Source organism: Lysobacter sp. TAB13, from assembly GCF_052113885.1.
Taxonomy (GTDB): Bacteria; Pseudomonadota; Gammaproteobacteria; order Xanthomonadales; family Xanthomonadaceae; genus Lysobacter; species Lysobacter gummosus.
Genome location: NZ_JBFRDR010000261.1, coordinates 1 through 416, shown reverse-complemented (window position 1 = coordinate 416; position 416 = coordinate 1). Strand labels below are relative to the sequence as shown.

1 protein-coding gene is annotated in these 416 nt (G+C 63.9%); it reads left to right on the top strand.

Features of this window, described 5'->3' with window-relative positions; all coding sequences use genetic code 11:
- Positions 1–288: alpha/beta fold hydrolase (locus AB4Y92_RS26090; RefSeq protein WP_441822261.1), on the top strand; the 288-nt coding region annotated here is incomplete at its 5' end.
- Positions 289–416: the final 128 nt, after the last annotated feature.

Sequence of the window (416 nt, the reverse complement as noted above, 5' to 3'; positions counted from 1 at the left end):
GCCGGCAATACGGTCTGGGCTGCCTCATTGGCGGTCAGCGCCCCGTTCGCGGTCCACCGGGAAGCAGCTTCGCTGGTCGCGGGATGCAAGCCGACTTGGCGTGACATGCTTCGCAGCCTGACCATGCCAAAGACGGTCCTCGTCGGAGAGCGCTCGCTGCCTAGCCCTGACTTCGATGGCTTGGCGGATGTGGGATGCGACGTCGCGATCGTGCCCGAAGCGGGCCATTCGATGGCGTGGGACAATCCGGGCGGGCTCGCCGACGCGATCGGCAAAGCGACAGGCTGAGCCTTCATTCGCCGGGCCGATGCTGGATCATCGGACCGGAAATCGTATCCGGTCCGATGCTCTGACCCTTTGTGCTTGCATCGGCTTGCCCCGAAAACCGCAATCCACATTTCCGCCCGATGTAATCC